The 21720-nt window shown below is 70.5% G+C and carries 11 protein-coding genes; 8 read left to right on the top strand and 3 right to left on the bottom strand.

What is annotated here, in order from left to right; all coding sequences use genetic code 11:
- Positions 1-41: 41 nt before the first annotated feature.
- A complete protein-coding gene (locus FHS13_RS07160; RefSeq protein ID WP_184289493.1) occupies positions 42-6284 on the bottom strand; it encodes a protein kinase domain-containing protein in 6243 nt (2080 codons plus the stop codon).
- 445 nt (positions 6285-6729) lie between these two features.
- Between FHS13_RS07160 and FHS13_RS07165 the strand changes: the two genes are divergently transcribed.
- The gene (locus FHS13_RS07165) at positions 6730-8391 is read left to right on the top strand and encodes an HsdM family class I SAM-dependent methyltransferase (RefSeq protein WP_184289496.1); all 1662 of its coding nucleotides are present in this window, start codon (positions 6730-6732) and stop codon (positions 8389-8391) included.
- 280 nt (positions 8392-8671) lie between these two features.
- Here FHS13_RS07165 and FHS13_RS07170 read toward each other — a convergent pair whose 3' ends face one another.
- Positions 8672-9475 (bottom strand): hypothetical protein, encoded by an 804-nt coding sequence (locus FHS13_RS07170; RefSeq protein ID WP_184289499.1) that lies wholly within the window; start codon positions 9473-9475, stop codon positions 8672-8674.
- A gap of 315 nt (positions 9476-9790) precedes the next feature.
- Between FHS13_RS07170 and FHS13_RS07175 the strand changes: the two genes are divergently transcribed.
- The 5 genes from FHS13_RS07175 to FHS13_RS07200 all read left to right on the top strand — a co-directional run bounded on the left by FHS13_RS07175 (position 9791) and on the right by FHS13_RS07200 (position 19487).
- Entirely contained in the window at positions 9791-13105 is a 3315-nt protein-coding gene (locus FHS13_RS07175) for a hypothetical protein (RefSeq protein WP_184289502.1), read from the top strand.
- 12 nt (positions 13106-13117) lie between these two features.
- The gene (locus FHS13_RS07180; protein WP_184289505.1) at positions 13118-17809 is read left to right on the top strand and encodes a DEAD/DEAH box helicase; all 4692 of its coding nucleotides are present in this window, start codon (positions 13118-13120) and stop codon (positions 17807-17809) included.
- A 321-nt stretch (positions 17810-18130) separates the two neighbouring features.
- Positions 18131-18535: a hypothetical protein gene (locus FHS13_RS07185; protein ID WP_184289509.1), complete on the top strand. Its 405-nt coding sequence runs from the start codon at positions 18131-18133 to the stop codon at positions 18533-18535.
- A gap of 147 nt (positions 18536-18682) precedes the next feature.
- A complete protein-coding gene (locus tag FHS13_RS07195; RefSeq protein WP_184289513.1) occupies positions 18683-18943 on the top strand; it encodes a hypothetical protein in 261 nt (86 codons plus the stop codon).
- Positions 18944-19292: 349 nt separating this feature from the next.
- Complete coding sequence (locus tag FHS13_RS07200) at positions 19293-19487, top strand: hypothetical protein (protein ID WP_184289516.1); 195 nt, start codon at positions 19293-19295, stop codon at positions 19485-19487.
- 205 nt (positions 19488-19692) lie between these two features.
- Here the strand turns inward: FHS13_RS07200 and FHS13_RS07205 are convergent, their stop codons facing one another.
- A complete protein-coding gene (locus FHS13_RS07205; RefSeq protein ID WP_184289519.1) occupies positions 19693-20442 on the bottom strand; it encodes an SDR family NAD(P)-dependent oxidoreductase in 750 nt (249 codons plus the stop codon).
- A 94-nt stretch (positions 20443-20536) separates the two neighbouring features.
- Here FHS13_RS07205 and FHS13_RS07210 point away from each other — a divergent pair, with 94 nt between their 5' ends.
- Together FHS13_RS07210 and FHS13_RS07215 are read left to right on the top strand one after the other, a co-directional pair.
- Complete coding sequence (locus FHS13_RS07210) at positions 20537-21145, top strand: TetR/AcrR family transcriptional regulator (protein ID WP_184289522.1); 609 nt, start codon at positions 20537-20539, stop codon at positions 21143-21145.
- 288 nt (positions 21146-21433) lie between these two features.
- Positions 21434-21700: a transposase gene (locus FHS13_RS07215; RefSeq protein WP_184289525.1), complete on the top strand. Its 267-nt coding sequence runs from the start codon at positions 21434-21436 to the stop codon at positions 21698-21700.
- The last annotated feature ends 20 nt before the right edge of the window (positions 21701-21720 follow it).

Below are 21720 nucleotides of genomic sequence, written 5' to 3' on the forward strand. Positions count from 1 at the left end.
CTCGATCATCTGGATGTGTGACGGGGGTGTGTCGGTACCGGTCAGCGCTGTGCGCCCTGGCCGAAGTAGTCCTCGTTGCGTGCGGTGACCTGCCCCCAGTCCGCGTCGTGGGCGAAGCGCACCACGTCCCAGCCGGCGTCGTAGAGGCGGTCCTCGGCCTCGGCGTCGCGCTGGGCCACGCGTGCGTCCTCGTGCACGGGGCCGTCGACGAACACGGCGACCTGGGAATGGGGCAGGCGGTAGACGAAGTCGGGGCGGGCCTGGGCCTCGGGGACGAACACCTGGACGTCGTCAGGCAGGCGGTGGCCGCGCTCCTTGAGCCAGGCGAGCACGTCCCGCTCCAGCTGGGTCTCGCAGCGGAACTGCAGCGTGTCCATCTGCTCGGTGCGCGAGACGCCCTCGCCGGTGGGCAGGGTCTGGGCTTCGGCCAGGCGCAGCAGCAGGTCGCGCACCAGGCGGCGGTCGATCTGCTGGTGGTGGGCCTGGTTGTGGTAGGTGAGCAGGCAGTCGTAGCAACCGCGGGCGCAGGGGCGGCCGGTGTCGGTGCCGTCCTCGGGGTCGATGTGGCAAATCTGCAGGGCGGTGCGCGCGGCCCTGGCGAGCGCGTCGCGTTCGACCTGCAGGCGGCGCAGTACGCCGGCGCCGCCCTCGGCGGCCTCGGTGAACAGCATCCGGTCGCGGTCGCCGGCCTCGGGGGGCAGCAGCTCGCTGGTGAGCTCGGCGTCCTCCAGCTCGAAGGCGGCCTCGATGCCGCGCTCCAGCGCGTACATGAGGGTGAGGGCCTGGTCCTGGGGCAGGGCGCGGTCGAGGTGGACGACGAGGATGTTGCGGCGGTCCTCGACGTAGGGAATGACGCGCTTCTTGTGGACGCGCTCCTCGCCGCTGTCGGGTCCGTCCTCGATCAGGGGTGTCTCGGAGGTGTCGCCGACGGCCTTCTTGGCGGTGGCCTCGTTGAGCCACTTGCCGGTGGTGGGGTCGAGCCAGAAGCCGTCGGGCTCGTTGTCCTTGGCGCGCAGGCGGCCCAGGTTGGTGATGCGTACCGTGGCCGAGTCGCCGTAGTGGAGGGTGGCCAGGGGGCCAGAGGCGTCGGAGACCTTGGCGTCCTGGCGGCCGGAGCGGCCGCCTCCGTGCTGCTGGAAGCGGTAGGAGGTCACCAGGCGGAAGCCCGCGCGGCGGCGCTCCTCCTCGTCGGAGGAGATCTTCTCGCGGCGGGTGGTGTAGACGGTGTGCAGCTGCAGCAGGTTCGGGGTGCCCCCGCTCAGCGGGTGGTCGCACAGTTCGCAGCGGTCGAGGTTGTCCTTGGTCTCGTGGTGGTAGCCGCAGTTGTCGCAGCGGCAGGCGCTCGTGGTGGTCAGGTCGCCGCTGGAGTCGGGCGGGAGCTGGACTCGGGTGACCTGGTAGCGGGCGCCCTCGTGGTAGATGAGCGCGCCGGGGCCGAACTCGCGGATGGCCACGAAGCGGGGCCGCTGGAGGAAGTCGCCGTCGTCGACCCTGCTGCGGCGGGTGGGGATGTAGGCGGCCAGCGGCAGGCGCGGGAACGAGTAGCCGGGCAGGAAGCCCTCGCTGGCCAGATAGCGGTAGGGGTTGAAGTCGCTCAGCAGCGACTTGCTGTCCTGGCTCTCGTTCTTGAGCAGGGTGATTTGGGTCTCGGCCTCGCCCCGGCGGCGGGCGGCGGTGCGCCGGTCGCGTTCGGTGAGGCTGTGGTCCAGGACCCGGCGGTTCTGCTCGTACTGGTCGAGCAGGGCGGCGCGCAGCAGGCCGCGCCAGCGGTCGAAGGCGCGGTCGAAGTTGTGCGGGGCGTTGCGCACGACGCGTTCCAGCCAGCTGTCGTCCCACCAGGCCATGTCGCGCAGCAGCGGCAGCACGTCGGCGAACACCTCGCCGGCGGCGGCGAGGGCCCGGCGCTGGGCGGCCGGGGCGTCGACGGCCTGTTGGACGGTGTCGGCCAGCGGCAGGGCCGGGTCGGGGGCGCGCTGGTCCTCGGCGGGTTCGACGTGGACCACGTCGGGGATGGCGCGGCCGAGTTTGAGGCCGGTCTCGGCCAGCCAGATGGCCTGTACGTGGGCGGTGGCCAGGTCCTCGTTGGCAAGTTCCAGTCGGGGTGCCTGGACCACACCGGAGACCATCTTGTCGGAGTGGCGGAAGTAGTACTGGTCGTGGCTGTTGCCGGTGGCGCAGTAGGTGGTGATGAGGGCCGGCTGGCCGCTGCGTCCGCCGCGGCCGCTGCGCTGGGCGTAGTTGGCGGGGGTGGGCGGGACGTTGCGCATCAGGACGGCGTTGAGCTCCTTGATGTCCACGCCCAGCTCCATGGTGGGTGAGCAGTACAGGAGTTTGAGTTCGGCGTCGCTGAAGAGGTTCTCGCGTTCCTCGCGCACCTGCGGCGGCACCTGGGCGGTGTGCTCGCGGGCGACCAGGCCGGTGAGGGAGCGGGCGGCGCCGAGGTACAGGTCGCGGAAGAAGGTGTTGACGCGCGGGCCCTCGCCACTGGCATAGGTGCGGGTGAGCGGGTCCTGGGCGCCGAAGACGCCGTCGCCGGCCTTCCAGACCAGGCAGCCGGAGTCGATCTGGTAGCCGGTGACGGCCTGGTCGTCGGTGCGGTGGAACCGGTGGCCGAACGTGCGGGGCGCGTCCTTGGTGCGGGTGAGCAGGCCCGCGTCGGCCAGGACCTCCAGCAGCTGGCCGACGACGGTCTGCAGCTCGTCGGTGGTGAGCGTGCCGAAGTGGACGCGTTTGAGGTAGCGGGCGTACTTGCCGCGCCCCGACAGGAACAGGCCGTTGGGGTCGAGGTTGCGCCTGGACGCCATGGGGTAAGCGACGGCGGCCTTGGGCCGGTCACCGCGGGCCAGGGCCCAGGTCTCCGACAGCCGTGTCTCGCTGGCGCTCTGCAAGGACTCGAAGGTCTCGTCGCGGAAGTAGGGGGTGTCGATGGCCAGGGCGCGGCGCATCTCGTCGAGGAGGGCCCGCAGGATCTCCTTGCGCGTGTGCGGCGCGGCCTGGGCCAGGCAGGAGTGGGCCTTGTCCCAGCGGGTCTGCTCCTCGGCGGTCCAGTCGAGGTCGGCGTAGTCGATGCGCAGCAGCCCGGTCTGCTCCAGGTTGGGCATGGTGACGCGCCAGCCGCGCTCCAGGTCCACGAAGAGGCGGAAGGCGATGACGTCGCGCAAGGTGCTGGCCGCCTGCTGGGCCAGCCGGGGGGCCAAGCCTGCGGACTTGGCGTAGTCGGCCGGTTCGAGGGCCAGCGCCTCGGCGACACGGGTGGCCAGGTGCTCGGAGGACAGGCCGTCCTCGCCGGCTTCGTGCAGGGCCCGGTACAGGCCGCCGCGCAGTTCGGTGACCTGCACGAAGTCGTTGAAGTGGCCGGCCTGCAGGGAGGCGTCCTGGCGGTTGTCGACGAAGGTGAGGAGCTTGCGGGCCTCCTTGGGCAGGGCCTCGGCGGGCACGGCCTTGAGGGCGCGCACGATGGTGCCCGAGATCAGGGAAGTGGCCGAGGACCGGCCTTCCTGGTCGAGGGTGGCGAGCTTGCCGAAGTCCTTGCCGCGCTTGCTCTCGTAGTTAACGCCGCAGTGCAGGCAGAACAGGAACGGGGCGCGGATGAACGCTGCCCGCAGGTCGCCCTTGCCCTCGTTGCCGCGGGTGTCGACGGTGACGGCGCGGGGGATGTTGTCGCGGCGGTTCTTGCTGACGTTCTCCTGGTGGTGCTCGTCCAGTTCCAGCCAGGACTCGGGCAGCAGACGCCGCTTCAGGACCTCGTCGATGCCGGTGGGCCAGGGGTTGTCCGGCGAGACGTACAGGTAGCCCTCGACGGCGCCCTTCTCGGCGGGGACGGTGTCGCGGCGGGACTGGTAGACGGGGCCGCCGGGGCGGTCCAGGCGCCAGACGGTCATGTACTCCTGGCCGCACTCGCGGCAGAAGGCCAGCGGCAGCAGGATCTTGCCCTCCGAACCGGGCTGCTCCAGCTGGTACTCGCGGGTGAGGTGGCGGGTCTCGGGGTGTTCCAGGGTGACGTGGATCGTGTCGCCCTTGGACAGGAACTGGTGGAGGCGGAAGGCGAAGAGGGGGCGGCCGTTGCCGGGGTGGAAGGCCTCGGCTCCGGCCTCCAGCGTGCGGCGGACGGCCTCCACGCACTGCTCGACGGGCACACCGGTGTCGCGGGCCAGCTCGGCGGCGGCGTCCTCGACCTTGGTGGGCCGCTGACGGACCAGGCGCCCGCCGGAGTCGGTGGTCAGGCCGAAGGTGGACTCGATCCAGCGGGCGAGGGGATCGCGGTACAGGTCGTGGTAGGCGCGCGGGGCGTCCTGGGTCAGGCGCTCGGCGGGCACGGTGACGGGGCCGCCGACGGTGGCGCGCACGAGGGTCTCGGTGATGACGTCGCCGGGGGCGACCTCGGTGCCGAAGAGCTTGGTGGCCACGGAGGCGACCACGGCCTTCTGGTCCTCGGCGGTGCCCTCGGAGGACATGGTGGCGGAGGTACCCACGCACTGCACGTCGGGGGCTTCGCAGGCCTGGCGGACGCGGCGCACGAGCATGGCCACGTCGGCGCCCTGGCGGCCGCGGTAGGTGTGCAGCTCGTCGAAGACGAGGAAGTCCAGGCCGCGCGCCATCTTGATGAGGGACTTGCGGTCGTCGGGCCGGGTGAGCATCAGCTCCAGCATCACGTAGTTGGTGAGGAGGATGTCCGGCGGGTTGTCGCGCAGTTCCTTGCGGGTCTCCTCGCTCTCCTGGCCCGTGTAGCGGGCGAAGGTGACGGGCTCGCGGCCCTTGCCGTAGCCGTGGACGAGGAATTTCTCCAACTCCTTGAGCTGGCTGTTGGCCAGGGCGTTCATCGGATAGACGATGACGGCGCGCACGCGCTTGGTGTGGCGGCCCTGGGCCTTCTCCTGCTCGCGCTCGCGCAGAACCCGGTCGACGATGGGGACGATGTAGGACAGCGACTTTCCCGAGCCGGTGCCGGTCGTCAGGACGTAGGAGCGGCCGCTCCGGGCGGTCTCGACGGCCTCGCGCTGGTGGCGGTGCAGGGTGAGGGGCCTGCCGTCGCAGGTGGTGCTGCCCTCCTTCTTCCTGGCCTGGAAGATGCGGGCGGTCTCGGGGTGCAGCAGGCCCTCGTTGACCAGTTGGGTGACGGTGCCGCCGGAGTCGAAGAAGGGGTTGAGCGACAGCCAGGGGTCGGGCCACTGGGACTTGGCCTTCAGGTCCTCCTTGAGGAAGTCGTCGATGCGCTCGTCGCGGATGACGGTGCTGCCGGAGGTGAAGGCGCTGTACTCGTCGATGAGGCGCTTGTGCAGGGAGAAGACGTCCATGACGCCGAGGGGTGCGTCGTGGACGCGGCGGCTGGTGGCGGTGTCCTCGATGAGGGGGGCGGGGGCCGGCACGGGCACGTGGGCGAGGGGGTCGAACTCGTCCCAGCCGGGGACGGAGGCCTCACCGTCGGCCAGGGGGCGCAGGGCATCGCGCACCTCGGCGGCGTTGGCGGGCCGGTCGGCGGGCTTCTTGGCCAGGAGGCGCTCGACGAGGTGGGTGAGGTCGGCGGGGATGTCGTTGCGCAGCAGGCCCAGGGGTGGGACGGAGTTGTTGTTGTGCTCGTGGCCGAGTTCGAAGTTGGTGGCGCCGCTGAAGGGCGGGGTGCCGCCGAGGAGTTCGTAGAGGACGCAGCCCAGGGCGTAGAGGTCCGCGGCGCTGGTGACCTTGGCGCCCTGGAACTGCTCGGGGGCCATGTAGCGGGCGGTGCCGACGGTGGAGTCCGCACTGGTGAGCTGGCTGACGTCGGGATCGTCGACGATGCGGCCCATGCCGAAGTCCAGGACCTTGACGCGGCCGCCGCGGACGATCATCACGTTGGCGGGTTTGAGGTCGCGGTGGACGACACCCGCGGCGTGGGCCGCGTAGAGGGCGTCGGCGATCTGGGCGCCGATGGCGGCCACCCAGGGCACCGGCAGCTGGGGCTCCTCGTCGCCGAGGTCGCGCAGGGTGCGGCCGTCGAGGTACTCCATGGCGAGGTAGGGCAGGTGGTGGCCGCCGGTGGTGTCGACACCGCCGTCGACGAGGCGGGGGATGCCGGGGTGGTCGAGGCGGCGCATGATGTCGACCTCGCGTGCGAAGCGCCGCACGGTCTTCTCGCCGGGGTCGACGGAGGCGCCGGAGCGGCGCCGCAGGATGAGCTTGACAGCGATGCGGCGGTCGGCGGAATCGGCGGGGGCCTCGGTGTCCTCCGCGCGGTGGACCTCGCCCATGTTGCCGCGGTCGATGATGCCGTCCAGGCGGAAGCGATCCGCCACGTACTGCCGTTCCATCGCTGTCCCTCGCGCTGCGCCGTTGCCGCGCCCGCGCGCCCAGGCGCGGGAAGCGGTGCCTCAAGACGGAAGCCTGCCACCGGGGGAGTCACCGCCACAGGCTCCATGCTGTTTACATCGCAAACATACATAACCGCGACAGTATTCAGCAACCCCGAAAGAGGCCGGGCCAGGCTTGGCGCACCCACCGGGGCCGACATGGACACCCTTCACGCGGTAGGACGCCCAGGATGATCGCGAGGATGACATGAGCACACCTCAACCGCCACCGCATTCAAAAATTGACGCGATTCCGACATCTGAAAGGCCCGCATACCGCCAGAAAGCACCGTCGGAGCACCCACTGAGACACTCGACACCCCCTCCCCCACCCCGAACGAAGTGCGTTAACGGTGCAAACGCCAGGCCAATGGCACCTTCCCAGCCCCACGTGTACTGTGAACGCATGGAGTCCCGAGACGCGAGCACCCTGAGTGACCGCCATGTCACCGCCGCCGACATCGCCCGGCTGGCCGGCGTGACCCGCGCGGCCGTCTCCAACTGGCGCCGCCGCCACGACGACTTCCCCTCCCCCGCCGGAGGCACCTCCTCCAGCCCGCTCTTCTCCCTGGAGAAGGTGCGCGCATGGCTGGAGAGCCAGAACAAGGGCACCGAGGAATCCGCCGAGGTGCGGCTGTGGCACACGCTGCGCGGCGACTACTCGACCCACATGCTGCGGGGCCTGGCCGACGTGGCCGACCACCTGTGGCGGGGCGAGCGCGGCGGTCTCGGCGACACGGCGGTGGGCCTCGTCGACGCGCTCGCCGAAGAGTCCTCCCCCGGGGCGCTCACGCGGGCGCTCACCACGAGGTTCCTGAACGCGGGCGAGCGGTCGGGGACAGCCTCGGGCTCCACCGCGCGGCTCGTGCGGGCGCTGGCGTCCCTGACCCGCCCGGACGCGCGCAGCGTCTTCGACCCCGCGTGCGGCACCGGGTCGCTGCTGTTCTCCGTGGGGGCTCCCGGGGCACGGCGCACCGGACAGGACACCGACCCCGACGCCGTCCGGCTTGTGCGCGCGCGCTCGGTGCTGGAACTGGGCACCGAGGCCGACGTGCGCGTGGGCGACGCGCTGCGCGCCGACCGGTGGCCCGGCCACCGGGCCGAGCTGGTGGTGTGCGACCCGCCGGCGGCCACCACCGACTGGGGGCGCGAGGAACTGCTCATGGACCCGCGCTGGGAGCTGGCGCTGCCGCCCAAGGCCGAGGGAGAACTGGCCTGGCTCCAGCACGCCTATGCCCACACCGCGCCCGGCGGGCAGACCGCGGTGGTGCTCTCCACTTCGTGCGCCTACCGGCGCACGGGGCGGCGCATCCGGGCCGACCTGGTGCGGCGCGGACTGCTCACGGACGTGTTCGCGCTGCCCGCAGGCCTGGCGGCCGCGCATTCCCAACCGGTGCACCTGTGGCTGCTGCGCCGCCCGCTGGACGAGGGCGACACGGCACGCACGGTACGGATGTGGGATCTGAGCGGGGCCGATCCCGACGGCGGCTGGGAACTGCCCGCAGAGCCCGACGCCGAGGTGGCGCTGATCGACCTGCTCGACGACGACGTCGACCTGACCCCGGCCCGGCACGCCGCCCCCGACCCCGGCGAGGTACCCGCGGCGTTCGCCTCCACGAGGGGCGAGCTGGTCGCCCTGGCGGCCGAGCTGGTCAAGGCTCTGCCGGAGCTGGCCGCCGGAGCGCCGGGGGCGGGCTTCGCCGCGCAGGTGAAGGTGGCGGAACTGGCCGACGCGGGGCTGGTGGACCTGGACGGGGAGCTGCCGCGTTCGGCGAGCGGGCAGGTGGACACCGACTTCCTCAACGGATTCCTGGCCAGCGCGGCCAACACGCGCCGGTCCACCAGCGCCAGCGGGACCTTCCGCACCGACGCCCGCGCGGCGCGCATCCCCAAGCTGGAGGTGGCCGAGCAGCGCCGCTACGGTGCGGCCTTCCGGGCGGTGACCGACTTCGAGCGCCGGGCCCGGGAGCTGTCGGCACTGGCGTCGCAGGCGGCGGAGCTGGCCCGCGAGGGGCTGACCAGCGGAGTGCTGCGGCCGGAAGGCACGGAGGACAGCGGCGGGGAGTGACGCCGGGCCGGGGAAACGACCGCACCGACCGCACCGGCGCCAGGCGGCTGAAGCAGCTCGGAAGGGGCCCGCCAAGGTGCATTACATGGACAGCACCGAGACGGGCGGAAGATGACAGCGGGCCGTATCCCCGGCTCGCTCCGGCGCATACCTCGGAGGCGGATGCGAGAGCTGCCGGAACCGAGTCCGAGCGCGTCATCCGGAACTGAGTCGTTCCTGACCGCTCTCGGGACGTTCCGGGCCCTCGCCCCGAGGTCGCAGACCACAGACAGGGATGCGGTCACTCGTCGTCTTCGGCAGTGTTCTCGGAGAGCGGAGCCTCAGGAAGGGGGATCCCCAGGTCCAGCTCGGCGTTGGCCTGCCGGAGCATCTTGCGCCACTTGGCGGCGGACAGACTTCTCAGCGACACCTGCTCGAAGCGCACGGACCGGCCATCGGGGCCGGTGATGACGGAGAACCACCCCTCCGCTTCCGCTTCTGTGGTGATCGTGGCTCCCGCAGCGGTCAGAACTGCCCGCCGACGCTCCACTTTCCGCCGCAGGTAACGCTTTCGGCGCTCTGCTTTTCCACGCGAGGGCACACCGGCCTTGACCTGGCCCCAGGTGCGTTCGGCGTGGCTGGTGCCGTAGGCCACCACATCGACCAGATCCGGTGCGACAGTGGCGTAGTAGCCCATGTGCGCCAGGCTCAGCCATCCCTCCGCGCTCCGGGACCAGCGCCTCATGGCTGCGAAGTCCTCGATCATCGTCTTGATGCTGGACTCGGCCTGAGCGCGGGTGAAGCCTTCGTGTGCTTTCAGGAAGGCATCGACAGCATTCCGCGTGACACCCAGGGTCGTGATGTCGTAGGAGTCCAGAGGACAGGGCTCCGGGTTCACCGGCGTGGAGTAGTGGGGCCTGCTCGAACCGAAGCGGGCCGGGTCGGGAGCGGGAGTGGTGTAGCCGGGGCAGCCGTCGGCGCGGCACCATCCGTCGGCGTGGTCGGTGGGGTTGGTGCAGCGCAGGCCGTTGGCCAGGTAGCGCTTGCACGTGCGGCAGCGGGAGTTCCGCTCGAGACGGCGGGCAAGGGTGCGGGGGTCTGCCATGGGTCCTTCCCGGTTCGGAGAGGTCGGTTCGCTCGTCACTGCGCCGGTTGTGCGTCGTCGGTAGCCACGGCGCGGCCGCGCGCTGACCGGATCCAGGTGGCGCCCGGGAGGCACGGAGCGGCACAGCCGGTGTTGCGACTGCCCGCCCTCCTCGGTCACCGCCTCCATGACACGCGCCACCATCCGCGCACAGAAAGTAGTTCTGCCTATGCGTTGACAACGTTTTCAGCATAACCATATGTTGGTGGCGCTGTCAGGCGGAATCCCGCTCCCCTCCTCCCCCGGAGAACGGTTGTGCCCTTCCCCCAGTCATGTATGGTCTCGGCCAAAGCCCACCCTCTGGCCGAGGAGTACGAACTGCTCAGGGAGTGGGAGGGGCACTGGCGACCCGCACTGGAACGGGTTCAGCGGGCTTTCGAGGTGGACGCCTCCGCCGAGGACCTCGCCAGGGTCGCCCGTGCGCTCGGTCGCGTTCTCTCCCCTTACCTCGGCATCAGCGACGTTCCCCGCTTCGACCGCTGGCCCGCCTGCACCGTCATGGTCACCGCAGGGGCCGCCACGGAGAACTACCGTGAGGGCGCCTTCTGGGACGACCTGTGGGCATTCCTCGGTCTGCCCCCGGCGCACCGCAGAACGCAGGAGGCCTGGGGCGACGAGTTCCTCCGTTCGCTGAGAGTCATCGGACTCCAGCAGGCCTCTGACGGCGGTACTGCCCGGGGCACGAAGAAGTACGTGACCTCGGTGCTCCTGCACGCCGGAGTACCCACCTACTGCCTCGACGACTTGTTCGACCTGCTCCTGACCTGGCGCCACCAGTTCCCCACCGCATCCACAGACAGTTTCCTTGACTGGGTCGACGGGGCCAGGTCACGCCTGGACTCCCTGGACTCGCCCGCGCGCACCTTCCTGCGAGAGAGCCGGGAGCAAGCAATGGACGTCCTGGAGCGCTGCGTCCTCCTGCTCGACCGCCTGACCGCCAACCCCTCGGACGCGGGAGCGTGGTCGGACGCGGGACTGGCCGAGCGCTTCCAGCGCCCTGCCCTGCAGGCGCTGGTCCGCCACCAGAACCGCGACCACCAGCCGACGGCGCAGACCTCGGAGCCCCACCTCCACTTCGTGTCAGGGAAGAAGGAGGTCCAGCTCATCCTTCCCCCGGGGTGGTCCGCGTCCCCTGACAGCGCCAGTTGGCTGCGGCCGTCCTCGAAGAACAGCTCCCCGAACACGGTCGTCCTCGCCCGTTTCGTTCGGCAGATACACCTCGTGGGACCCGAAAGCCCCGAATCGACGAGCATGCCGCTCCACGCCGAGGGCGACGAACTGCTCGTCTTCACCCGGCAAGGCAGGGCGGTCCCCCTGAACCACGACGTCCTTCCCCAGACACTGTGGCTGCTGCACCCCCGGGACTCGCTCGTGCTCTCGGCCGGGGCAACCCTCCTTCAGAGGGAGGACCTCACCGACAGCTGGGACCACTGGCAGGCCTCCTGGGTGGACCTGCCTCCAGGAAGCTGGTTCCGCTCCGGCCCCGGACCGGTGCACCGGGTGGCTCGGGCCTCTGCCCCGCCACCCGAGGTGGTGTTCCCCGTTCCTCCGCCGGGGGTGACCGACCCGTGGGGCCAACCGGTGTACGTGGGCCGCCCCTCGGTGTCCCTGCCCTCGTGCGTCGGCGCCCCTTGGAAGATCCAGGTCTTCTCCAGGGGCTCTGAGGGCACATCTCCTCTGACCGAACACGTGCTCTTCGAGGGCTGTAAGGTCGACCCGATGGCGCCCCTCCCCGGCCCCCAGCTCGGTTCCTTCACCCTGCGGGCACAGCGCCGTGGGGAGAAGGCCCACGAGTGGCACTTCAGTCTGGCCGAGGGCGTGAACGTCTCCCACAGGCCGCGCCTGCGGCTCTTCGACACATCGGGGCCGGAGCCGTGCCGTTCGCGCCTTACCTGGCCCAGCAAATTCACCAGCGCGCGCGGCTCGTTCGACTACTCCCCTCATACGTCGGGGCATCCCGTCCACATCCACAGCTCCCAGGGAGAACTCTCCTTCACCATCGAAGTTCCCCGTCTGGAGGTGGCGCTCTCCGAGAGGCTCCTCTGGTCCAGCAGGACTCTCGACCTCACCCCGGAGCAGCTGCGCGAGTGCGGCGACCTCCTCGTTCGACGCTCGGATCAGGGCACCGAGTTGGGCAACGCCTCGTTGCGACTGGTCTCCCCAGACGGTGACATCCTCCAGCGGGAGCAGCCGCGCGGCTATCGAGGAGACACCCTCGCCTTTCCTCTGGCCAGGTTCAACGAGGCGGCACAGGCCCACCACGAGGTGACCGTCGAACTGCAGCTCGACGACAGGACCTGCCAGGTGGTGCGGGTACGTCCCGCACCGCTGGCGACCGAAGCGGTCTTCGGGGAGGACGACCGCATCCAGCTGCACTGCGCCCAGGCCGGCGAGCAGCTCATCGCGGCTCTGTACCAGGAACACGCCCCCTGGCGCAGCCCCACCGTGTTCCGCGTACAGGACGGACAGATCTCCACCGAGGAGCACTTCAGCATCGGCGGGCCCGTGCGCGTCCTGCTCCGTGTCGACGACCCCTGGGCCGTCTCCCCCGACTTCCCCGCCTGGCCCGGACCCGCGGACGGCACCGTCCTGGAATGCGACATGCCAGGGCGTCCCAACAGCCGGGACCGGGAGGAGGACCTCCTGTGCACCTACCTGAGCGGAAGGAAGACCCCTGTCGGCCCGGGCACCCTTCTGAGCGAAGCCAACACGGCCCGTGTGTGGACGGCTCTGACCAACATGGGGACCGCCGTGCCCCGTGATGTGCGCGAGCGTTTCTCCGTCCTGTTGAAGGAGATCGCCCGATCCCCGGGAAGCGCCCTGTCCGACTACACCGCTGCGGCTTCCTCCCCGGTCTCGGCGGTGTGGGCCCTCATCCTGTGCGGAGCGGCGAGCACCCTGCCCGAAGCGCATCCCGGCGAGGGCGAGCTGACCGCCCTGTGGGAGCGCAACCCTGTGGCGGCGGTCCTGCTGTCACGGAACGCGATCAGGATGACGCCTCCGGACGCTTCGGGCAGCACGGTTCCCGAAGCGGTGATGAGGCGGTGCGGGAGCGCCGCCGAGCCCCTGCTCAGCGGCCTGCCCAGGCCGCTCGCACCGCAAGCACCCGGCGAACGCACCGGTGCGACCCCGACCAAGCGGGAACTGGCCGATGCGCTGCGCTGCTCACCGGGGTCCCGGATCGGCTTTCTCGACCCGGCCGCAGAACAGCTCGCGGTGGAGCGCGCCGCCCGCCTCGACACCTCCCTGATCGGAGCACTGGCCGAGCAGGGCGCGGACGTGTTCCGCAGGGTCCACGGCATGTGTGCCCGCCAGGACACACGCTCGGCCAAGGTCCTCACCCAGCTGCTGGCCCACCGCAGCAGGCTCTGCCCCGAGCCCGCCCGCAAGCTCCCGGCGCTCTCCCTGGCCCTGGCGGTCAACGCCCGTATGAAGGCCCGTCCGGAGCCGCCGACGGACAGCACCTACCTGGGCACCAGGTACCGGACGCTGTGGTCCGATCTCGCCCGGGCGCTGCCGGAGCTGGCCGCCGTCGACATCGTGCTGGCCGAACTCACGTTGACCGGCCTCGAGCGGGCACAGCTGCACTAGAAAGCAGGAAGCATGACCACTCCAGTCAACGCGATCGACCCGCTCGGGGTCAGCGATCTGATCAGCACCACCTACCGGCGCTACCTGCGCTCGCTCATGCCGCTGCGCGATCCGGCGCTGGCCGAGGCGCTGCGGGAGCAGATCGACACCAGTCCCCTGCTGAGCAAGGGACCGCTGCTGGAGGCCACTCCGCCCTACGCCACCGGGGCCACTCCCGGGCAACTCGTCGAAGAAGGGGTGCTCTCCCCCGGGTTCGCCGCCCCCGGCGGGCCCCGCATCAGCCTCGACCGCCCTCTGTACGCCCACCAGGAAGCGGCGATCCGCAAGGCCCGGGCCGGACGCAACCTCGTCGTGGCCACCGGTACGGGTTCGGGAAAGACCGAGAGCTTCCTGGTGCCGATCCTCAACGCCCTGGAGGAGGAACGCGAGCAGGGCACCCTGGGGCCCGGAGTGCGGGCGGTCCTGCTCTACCCGATGAACGCGCTGGCCAACGACCAGCTCAAGCGGTTGCGCGAGGAACTGCTGGCTGCCAGCCCCCACATCACCTTCGGCCGCTACACGGGAGAGACCAGGAACACCGAGCGCGATGCCCTGGAGCAGTTCCGCAAGATGCACGGTACCGAGCCGCTGCCCAACGAGCTGATCAGCCGGGAGCAGATGCGCGAGAACCCACCGCACCTGCTGCTGACCAACTACGCGATGCTCGAGTACCTGCTGCTGCGCCCCGCCGACCTGGACCTGTTCGAGGGCGAGCACTCCGGGCACTGGAGGTTCATCGCCCTGGACGAGGCACACGTCTACGACGGTGCCAAGGCGGCCGAGATCGCCATGCTGCTGCGGCGCCTGCGCGACCGGGTCGCCCGCGGCCGGGAGCTGCAGTGCATCGCCACCAGCGCCACCGTCGGCGACGACCCCGCCAAGGTCACCGAGTTCGCCTCGAAACTGTTCGACGCGCCCTTCGAGTGGGACGGCGACGACCCCGATCGCCAAGACCTGGTGACCGCCACACGCCGGCTGCCACGGGACATTCCCTCCTGGGGCCCGCTTCCCGTGTCCGCCTACGGGGAGCTGACCGGGTCGGAGGATCCGGGGTCGGCCCTGCGCGGGGTGGCCGCCTTCCACGGTGTGGTGCCGGACGATCCGGCGGTGCTGCTGGCCGGGGAGGCGCGCATGCGTGCGATGCGCGAGGCCCTGGCGCAGGGGCCGCGCACGCTCGCGGACCTGGCCGCCGAGGTGTTCGCCGACGAGCCCGAACCGCTCGAACCCGTCGAGCAGATCCGTGTCCTGGCCGAGCTGGTGGCCCTGGGCAGCCGTGTCCGCGACGTCGGCGGCAGCCCCCTGCTGTCGGCGCGCTACCACTTGTTCACCCGGGCCACCGACGGGGCATTCGCGTGCCTGGACGACGAGCAGCCGCACGTGTCCCTGGCCAGACACGAGACCTGTGAGGGGTGCGGGTCTCCGGCGTTCGAGCTGGGCTCGTGCCGCCGCTGCGGGGACGTCTACCTGGTGGGCTCGGTTCGGCAGGAGGGGAACGGCCCCAAGCGGTTCCTCCCCCAGCAGTCCCCGCACGAGAAGCTGGTGTGGCTCCGGCTGGGGCCGGCCGTGGACGTCGTGGACGACGACGAGGAGACTCTGAGCGGGGAAGCGGCCAAGGTGACGCTGCACAGCGAGTACCTGTGCACGGCGTGCGGCACCCTCTCCGACAGTCCCCACGACGCGTGCATCCAGGGGTGCCCGGGGCGTTCCCTGCGTGAGGTGCAGCGGATCAGCTCCCGCGGCACCGTCACCGAGCGCTGCCTGAACTGCGGGGCACTGGGCAGGGACACGCTCCTGCGGTTCCAGAGCGGCAGCGAGGCGGCCGTGGCGGTGGTGGCCACCTCGCTGTACCAGTCGCTTCCCGAGGACCCCGATCCACGAACTGCGGACCAACCGGGGGGCGGGCGCAAGCTGCTGATGTTCAGCGACAGCCGCCAGACGGCGGCGTTCTTCGCCCCCTACCTCGGCAACACCTACAAGGGCCTGTTCCAGCGCCGGCTCATCGTGCAGGGGATGCAGAAGCGCGGCGAGATCGAGGGCGGCCTGGCGGTGAAGGACGTCATCAACGACACGGTGAAGGCCGCCACCCGGGCCGAGTACTTCAAGGACCGCACCTCGAACCTGGAGAAGCTCACCGAGGTCGGACCGTGGGTGATGAGCGAGCTGGTCTCCAGCCGCGACCGCCAGAGCCTGGAAGGGCGGGGGCTGATCCGGGTCGAGCTGATGCGGCCGCACGGCGTGGAGGTGCCCCGGGCGTTCACCGACATGCTCGGCCTGTCCGAGGACGAGGCGTGGAACCTGTTCGGGGAGCTGATGCGCAGCGCCCGCCAGCAGGGGGTGCTCACCATGCCCGACGACGTGCCGGCCGACCACGAGGACTTCGCGCCCAGGCGCGGTCCGATCGCCATGCGCGAGGTCGGCTCCGATGCCAAGCGCAAGGTACTCAGCTGGTCGCCGACCGGGCGGACCAACGGCCGCCTCAACTACATGGAGCGACTCCTCGCCCGGATCGGTGCCCAGGTGGAGCCGCGCCTCGTGCTGCAGAAGGTGTGGGAGTTTCTGCACGGCATCGACAACGGCTGGCTGGCCTACCGGGACGACCGCACGCTGGGACGTGTCCGCCAGGTGGACCACGAGTACTTGAGGATTTTCCTCGTCGGCCCGGAGGAGACGCTGTTCCGGTGCGGCTCCTGTCGGCGCCTGCACTCGGTGTCGGTGCGCGGCGTGTGCACGACCGTCAACTGCGACGGCACGCTGGCCCCTGTCGCGGCCGGGGAGCTCGACCGGGAGGGCGACCACTACCGGGCCCTCTACCAGGAGCTGTCGCCCGTTCCGCTGCGCGCCGAGGAGCACACCGCCCAGTGGTCCTCCGAGAAGGCCGCGGAAGTGCAGCAGAAGTTCGTCGCGGGTTCGGTCAACGCGCTGTCGTGCTCCACCACCTTCGAGCTGGGCGTGGACGTGGGCGAGCTCCAGACGGTGCTGATGCGCAACATGCCGCCCACCACCGCCAACTACGTGCAGCGGGCCGGGCGTGCGGGGCGCCGGGCCGCCTCCGCCGCTCTGGTGGTCACCCACGCGCAGCGCCGCTCGCACGACATGTTCCGCTACCAGGAGCCGGAACAGATGATCAGCGGGACGATGCCCACCCCCTATGTCCCGCTGACCAACGAGAGGATCGACCGCAGGCACGCGCACTCGGTGGCCCTGGCCGCGTTCTTCCGGCACTGGGCCCTGGGCAGCGGTGAGACCTGGTCCAAGGTGGGTGACTTCTTCCACCCCAAGGGGGGCAACGCCCCGGTGCACCGGGTCGCCGAGTTCCTGGACCCGGTCCCCGAGGAGATCACCGGCGCGCTGCTGCGGATCCTTCCCGGAGAGGTGTCCGAGGAGCTGGGGGTGAAGGACGGGTCGTGGGTGGCCGTGCTCACCGACATGCTCGAGGACATCCGCAAGGAGGTCGTCAACGACATCGACCACCTCGACAAGCGCCGCCAGGAGGCCGCGGACAAGCAGCGGTACGGGCAGGCCCAGCAGTTCGCCAAGACCATCAAGACCATCCGCACGCGCGGCCTGCTGGGTTTCCTGGCCACACGCAACGTGCTGCCCAAGTACGGCTTCCCGGTGGACACCGTCGAGTTGCGCACCAGCCACACGGGCGACCCGGTGGGGGCGGAGCTGGAGCTGGCGCGGGACCTGTCCACGGCGATTCACGAGTACGCGCCCGGTGCCCAGGTGGTCGCCGGCGGCAAGCGGTGGACGTCGGCGGGGGTGTACCGGATGCCGGGCAAGGAGCTCGTGGAGTACCACTACCGGCTGTGCGAGACCTGCGGTCACTACGAGGACTCGACCGAGAAGCTGGAGCCGGCGTGTACCGCGTGCGGGAACGCGCCGAACAGAGCTCCGGGGATGTACAGCATTCCCGAGTTCGGGTTCGTCGCGGACAGCAAGACGCATACGGCGGGGACCACTCCCCCGGAACGGGTGTGGCGCGGGTTCACCCAGGTGCGGAACCTGGCCGCGGAGCCGGAGGAGTACACGTGGCCGACGGCGCGGGGCGGTCTGGCCCACTGCCAGGCCGGCAGCCGGGGGCAGCTGATCGTGGTCTCCGAGGGCCGGCACGGCGGCGGGTTCTACCTGTGCCGGTGGTGCGGATGGGGTGCCTCGGTCTCCTCCAACCGGGCTCCTGCGTCGCACAACAGGCCCCTCACGCAGCAGCCGTGCCAGGGGCGGCCGGAGAAGCGCTCCCTGGGCCACCAGTACGAGACGGACCTGCTGTCGGTGGCCTTCGGAGGGCCGCTGAACCTGGGTTCGGTGGACGACGAGGTGCGCCAGTCGCTGCTGTACGCGCTGCTGGAGGGGGCCTCGGCCGCGCTGGAGATCAGCCGCGACGACATCGATGGCACGGTGTTCCACAGCGAGCGCGGGCAGAAGAGCCTGGTGCTGTTCGACACCGTCCCCGGCGGGGCCGGGGGTGCCGTGCGGATCGCGCAGGGGTTCCCGGAGGTGCTGCGGGCCGCACACGCGCGTGTGAACGACTGCGACTGCGGTGTGGAGACCTCCTGCTATGGGTGCCTGCGCAACTACCGCAACCAGAACGTGCACGACCGGCTTCGGCGCAGGGACGCGCTGCAGGCTCTGGAGCTGCTGCTCGTGGAGTCTGACGCCGGGTGAGGAGAAGAGACGGCGCCAGCCCGGCAGGGTGACGAACGGGGGCAGCCCCGGCGAGACGGCTCTCTTGCCGGGGCTGCCCCCGTTCTTCACGGTGTTCGCGTTTCCCGGATGGCGGGAGGCGATCGGTGCCCGGGAGGGGTCCGTGCGCACCGCTGTCGTGGCGACCGTGGTCCACACTGTCTTCTGCACGGCCGCGGTACCGGTCTCCCAGCGGGTTCGCCCGGTGGAACCGCGGTGCGAGGTGGGCCCAAAGGGGCCGAGCACCGGCAGGAGCTGGACCCGGAAGCCGATCGCGGTCACGAAGACGATCGAGGAGAAGACGTGAACGAGCGTGCCGACCACACCGGATACATACGCGCCGTCATCGCCCACCTGGCCGAAGACGACGTACGCGTCACCAAAACCAGCATCGGCACCACCAGCGGGCTGAGGTGGGCCCAGCTGGACCTGGAGCCGGAGGACTGCCCTCGCCTGACCGACGGAGAGACGCACTACGTCGTGTCCTGGGACGAGGAGGAGGGATGGGGGGTCTGCGCTGCGCTGGAGCGCGGAGGCCGGTCAGAGATCTACCACCACGGATTGCGCGTCGACCCACCGGCAGCCACCGCCGCACTGTGGGTGCTGGGCAACACGCTGGAGTTCTATCCCCCGCGCGAAGACGGCCCGTTCCGGCACCGCACCGACGCTTCCCCTGAGTTGGAGAAGTTCCTTGCCGACTTCTCCTGACCCCCTCGCCAGGATCACCCCCGTATCCACCGCTGGCCCCGTGGAACGCGCCCGCGCCGGCCTGGTGCCGCTGGTAAGGCCGTCGGCCCGTCCCTGCGCCGACCTGCACCCCGACATCGACGATCCCACGACAATCCAGGAGTAGGTGTGACCGACCCTTACCGGACCACGCACGAGACGACGATCGCCTACGACTCCCTCAAAGACACCGCCAACGCCCTCCAGGCCCGCTACATCGCTCTGTCCCGCGCCGCGACCGGGGATCCCGATCAGCAGCAGGCCTGGAACAGGCGGATACTGGCGGTGCGCGACGCGGTATCCGGTGTGGACCCCGACGACAGGGAGGCGATCACCGCCCTGGCACAGAACCTCGGGCGCCGGCTGCGCGAGCTGAAGGGCACCGGCTGAAGGACTCCGACGTCCACCTGGACGACGAGCGGCTCGACCACGTCTTCGACCGGCCCACTGGCCCCTGGACCGTTCCCCGACGGTGCGGTCGTCGACACCGAGATCCAGCAGGCTTCGGCGTTGCTGTAGCCCTGCTTCATGGGCCGCAGGTATGCCGCTCGTCAAGCGGCGATTTTCTTGCGGCCCTGTGGTGCTCGGTCCTTGCGATGCTCGAAGTGCATCGCGCCCCTTCGTCTGGAGTGTTGCAACCACCACTAGAACCCAAGAAGGGCAGGACCCCGCATCTTCGGCTTCCATAGGACTCTGTTGCGCGACCAGATCGGAATGAAACGGCCCTGGAGCGGACGAGATGGCGGCCTTTGGGCCCGAGGACGCGCGGACGCTGGAGCTGCGGCACCAGATCGGAATGCTGGAGCTGGGCGCGGGCCGCCGGGAGGAGGCCGAGGCGACCCTGCGGGAGCTGCGCGGCGACCTGGTGCGGCTGCACGGCGTGCGGCACCCGGCGGTGGGCCAGATCGACGGGCTGTTGGCGGGGAAGGGCTGAGCCCTCCCCGTCCGGGGCCGGGGTTCCCGGCTCGCGCCGCCCGGTCGCTCGGTGGATGTTCGGGTTCGGTGGCGGTGAGGCGGCCGGTGCCGTCGTTCGTGGTGGAGGCGTCGGCGCCGGCGTCACAGAGCAGCCGGGCCCGCCCGCCTGAGCGAGCCCGGTCGGTCGGGTGCCGCCGTCCTCGCCGGACGGACGGCCGTGAAACTCAGATCTGGTTCATGCCGCCGTCGACGTACAAGCTCGAACCGGTGATGAAGCTGCTCTGTTCGGAAGCGAGGAAGGCCACGGCGGCCGCGATCTCCTCGGGTTGTCCGAGTCGGCCCAGCGGCACCTGCGCGGCCAGCTGCTGCCTGAAGCCGGCGGCCTGTTCCGCGTCGGGAGCGAGCCCCGACAGGCCGGGGGTGTCGGTCGGGCCGGGGGTGACGGTGTTGACCCGGATGCCGCGTCCCTTGAGTTCGTTGGCCCAAGTACGGGAGAACGAGCGGGTGGCGGCCTTGGCCGCGGCGTAGGCACCGAACGCCTCCACACCGGAGTCGGCGTTGGTGGAGCCGTTCAGAATCACCGAGGCGCCGTCGTTGAGAAGCGGCAGCGCTTTCTGGACGGTGAACAGCGTACCTCGGACGTTGATGCCGAAGAGGGCGTCGAAGTGCTCCTCGGTGGTCTGCTCAAGTCGTGCGAACTCGGCGATGGAGGCGTTCGCGAACAGTACGTCCAGGCCGTGTCCTCGGTTGCGGACCGTCTCGTAGACGCGGTCCAGGTCGTCCGGGTTCGAGACATCGCCGATCACCGGGGTGGCCGCCGGACCGATCTCTTTGGCGGCTGCTTCGAGTTCGGTCCTGCGTCGGCCGGTGATGAACACGTGTGCGCCTTCGGCAGCCAGCCGTACGGCACTGGCCAGGCCGATCCCGCTGCTTCCGCCGGTGATCAGTGCGGTCTTGCCTTCGAGCAGGCCCATGTCGACAACTCCTGTTGTTTTCTGTAGCGATCGCTACAGAAATAGAACAGTAGCACTTCTGTATGGATTGGTACAGAAGAGGTAGAGTGCCGGTATGAGGACCAGGCAGAACGGCCGTACGGGTCGGCCCCGAGGATTCGACACCGACGAGGCCCTGGAGCGGGCCATGCTGGTCTTCTGGGAGCGCGGTTACGAGGGCGCCAGCCTGGCCGACCTGACCGGCGCGATGGGGATCTCCGCCACCAGCATGTACGCGGCCTTCGGCAACAAAGAGGAGCTGTTCCGCAAGGCCCTGGAACGCTACACCGAAGGCCCGGGCGCCTACCTGTCCCAGGCACTGGAGGAGCCGACCGCCCTCGCAGTCGCCACCGCGATTCTGACCGGCGCCGTCCGCACCACCACCCGCCCCGCCCACCCCCACGGGTGCATGGGCGTCCAGAGCGCGCTGACCACCGGCGACTCCGGGCGTGAGGTCCGCGACCTTCTCGCTGCCTGGCGCAACAACGGCTGCTCACGCGTCCGGGAACGGTTCCAGCGGGCCGTCGACGAGGGTGATCTGCCTCCCCAGGCCGACCCGGCCCTGCTGGCCCGCTACGTCGCCACCCTGGTGTTCGGCATCGCCGTGCAGGCCGCGAGTGGTGTCGGTCGCGACGAGCTCCAGGAGATGGCCGACGCCGCCCTGCGCAACTGGCCACTCTCCTGAGAACCCCGGCAGCGGTGGGAGGCGGTCCCGCACCGGCCCTGTCGGCTTGGGCCCCCTGTGCAGAGGAGCAGCACGGAAGCAGATGACGACCGGTGCTGACACACCGATGAGCTCCCGGGCCCAGCGAGACCCCCTCCCGTGGTCAAAAAACGGCCGGAAACCGACCGTAGGAGGGGGGTTCGTCAAGGCCGCGCCCGTGCCGGCCGTGGCCTCCGGGCTGTTCGGCGGACATACGACGCACCGCTGTCCGTTCGCACCAGGGAACGCCGCTCTCCCCAGATCAACGCGGTGAACGCCCTGGCCTTCCCCGAGGCATGGCAGGTGGTGCGCATCGAGCGCCACCGCCGCCGGCACGGCATCGTCAAGGACAGCCGTGAGGTGGTCCTCGCCGTCACCGACCTGGACGCCCGCCAGGTCTCACCTGCGGAATTGACCGCGCACGCCCGCAAGCGCTGGACCGTGGAGAACCACGTGCATCATGTGCGGGACGTGGCCTTCAAAAGGACGCACGCCGCACCCGCACCGGAGCCGCCCCGGTCGTGCTGGGGTGCCTGACCGACACGTCCGCCAAGCCT

Source organism: Nocardiopsis algeriensis, from assembly GCF_014203695.1.
Taxonomy (GTDB): domain Bacteria; phylum Actinomycetota; class Actinomycetes; order Streptosporangiales; family Streptosporangiaceae; genus Nocardiopsis; species Nocardiopsis algeriensis.

Excerpts from the sequence above, each read along its gene's own strand:
- FHS13_RS07160 (WP_184289493.1), bottom strand. The coding sequence starts at position 6,284 with ATGGAACGGCAGTACGTGGCGGATCGCTTCCGCCTGGACGGCATCATC.
- FHS13_RS07165 (WP_184289496.1), top strand. The coding sequence starts at position 6,730 with ATGGAGTCCCGAGACGCGAGCACCCTGAGTGACCGCCATGTCACCGCC.
- FHS13_RS07170 (WP_184289499.1), bottom strand. The coding sequence starts at position 9,475 with ATGGCAGACCCCCGCACCCTTGCCCGCCGTCTCGAGCGGAACTCCCGC.
- FHS13_RS07175 (WP_184289502.1), top strand. The coding sequence starts at position 9,791 with ATGGTCTCGGCCAAAGCCCACCCTCTGGCCGAGGAGTACGAACTGCTC.
- FHS13_RS07180 (WP_184289505.1), top strand. The coding sequence starts at position 13,118 with ATGACCACTCCAGTCAACGCGATCGACCCGCTCGGGGTCAGCGATCTG.
- FHS13_RS07200 (WP_184289516.1), top strand. The coding sequence starts at position 19,293 with ATGGCGGCCTTTGGGCCCGAGGACGCGCGGACGCTGGAGCTGCGGCAC.
- FHS13_RS07205 (WP_184289519.1), bottom strand. The coding sequence starts at position 20,442 with ATGGGCCTGCTCGAAGGCAAGACCGCACTGATCACCGGCGGAAGCAGC.
- FHS13_RS07210 (WP_184289522.1), top strand. The coding sequence starts at position 20,537 with ATGAGGACCAGGCAGAACGGCCGTACGGGTCGGCCCCGAGGATTCGAC.